Genomic DNA, 1,571 nt, shown 5'->3' with positions numbered 1-1,571 from the left:
ACCTACCGGAAGCTGCGCGGCCGGCAGTGAGAAGGCCGTGAGGAGGCGGGAGGCGGACGGCACCCCGCCGCCCGCTTCCCCCCCCGTTATCTTCTTGGCGGTCCTGCAAGAGGGCCGCTGGCCTCCGGGCTCGGCATGACTGTTGCCCCCTGTCGATCGGATGACCTGGGGGGTGGTGTCACCGGGCCCGGGAGGTGCCGTCGGAGACGCTGATCAGAGGTCCGGCCACCGTCCGGCCCGGCGCAATGCCGGGCAGCTCGCGGGCGGCAGGTCTGCATAACGTGGATGCGCGCGAACGGCCCCGCCGCCCAGGCCGGCACAGCATCGACGCATGTGGGGGCACGGTGATCGACATCGACGAGACGAGCGTCTTCCTCGGCCTGGACGTTGGCAAGAGCCACCATCACGGCCACGGGCTCACCCCGGTTGGGAAGAAGGTCTTCGACAAGGCCCTGCCGAACGGCGAACCCCAGCTGCGGGCCGTCTTCGACAAGCTCAGGGCCAAGTTCGGCACCGTCCTGGTGGTTGTGGACCAGCCCGCCTCCATCGGCGCCCTGCCGCTGACCGTCGCCCGCGACGCGGGCTGCCAGGTCGCCTACCTGCCCGGACTCGCGATGCGCCGGATCGCCGACCTCTACCCAGGTGAGGCCAAGACCGACGCCCGCGACGCGGCCGTCATCGCAGACGCCGCCCGCACCATGCCCCACACCCTGCGCTCCCTCGACCTCGCCGACGAGATCACCGCCGAGCTGACCATGCTGGTCGGCTTCGACCAGGACCTGGCCGGCGAGGCCAACCGCACCTCCAACCGCATCCGCGGCCTGCTCACCCAGTTCCACCCCAGCCTCGAACGCGTCCTCGGCCCCCGCCTGGACCACCCCGCCATCACCTGGCTCCTGGAGCGCTACGGATCCCCGGCCGCTCTGCGCAAGGCCGGCCGCCGCAAACTCATCGAGGCCATCCGGCCCAGGGCACCCCGCATGGCCACCCGACTCGTCGACGACATCTTCACCGCCCTCGACGAACAGACCGTCGTCGTCCCGGGCACCAACACCCTGGACCTGATCGTGCCGTCCCTGGCCAAATCCCTGGCCGCCGTCCATGAACAACGCCGGGCCCTGGAAGCCCAGATCGAGGCCCTGCTGGAAGCCCACCCTCTTTCCCAGGTCCTGACCTCGATGCCCGGCATCGGCGTCAGGACCGCCGCAGTCCTGCTGACCACCGTCGGCGACGGCAGCAGCTTCCCCACCGCCGCCCACCTGGCCTCCTACGCCGGCCTCGCACCGGCCACCAAATCGTCAGGGACCTCGATCCACGGCGAACACGCGCCCAGAGGCGGGAACCGGCAGCTCAAACACGCGATGTTCCTCTCCGCGTTCGCCGCCTTGCACGACCCCGCCTCCCGCACCTACTACGACAAGTGCCGAGCCAGAGGCAAAACCCACACCCAGGCCCTCCTCCGCCTGGCCCGACAACGCATCAACGTCCTGTTCGCCATGCTCCGCGACGGAACCTTCTACGAACCCAGGACCCCACGCCTCGCTTGACGAAAGACATAGAGGCACCCCCCC

General features: G+C 70.1%; 1 protein-coding gene. It reads left to right on the top strand.

Going from position 1 to position 1,571, the window contains the following annotated elements:
- Positions 1 to 344 precede the first annotated feature (344 nt).
- Complete coding sequence (locus CCN35_RS22185) at positions 345 to 1,547, top strand: IS110 family RNA-guided transposase (RefSeq protein WP_086794051.1); 1,203 nt, start codon at positions 345 to 347, stop codon at positions 1,545 to 1,547.
- The last annotated feature ends 24 nt before the right edge of the window (positions 1,548 to 1,571 follow it).

Origin of the sequence: Streptomyces thermovulgaris (assembly GCF_002155915.1) — a bacterium.
GTDB classification, from domain to species: domain Bacteria; phylum Actinomycetota; class Actinomycetes; order Streptomycetales; family Streptomycetaceae; genus Streptomyces; species Streptomyces thermovulgaris.
This window is presented reverse-complemented; position numbering and strand designations above follow the sequence as displayed.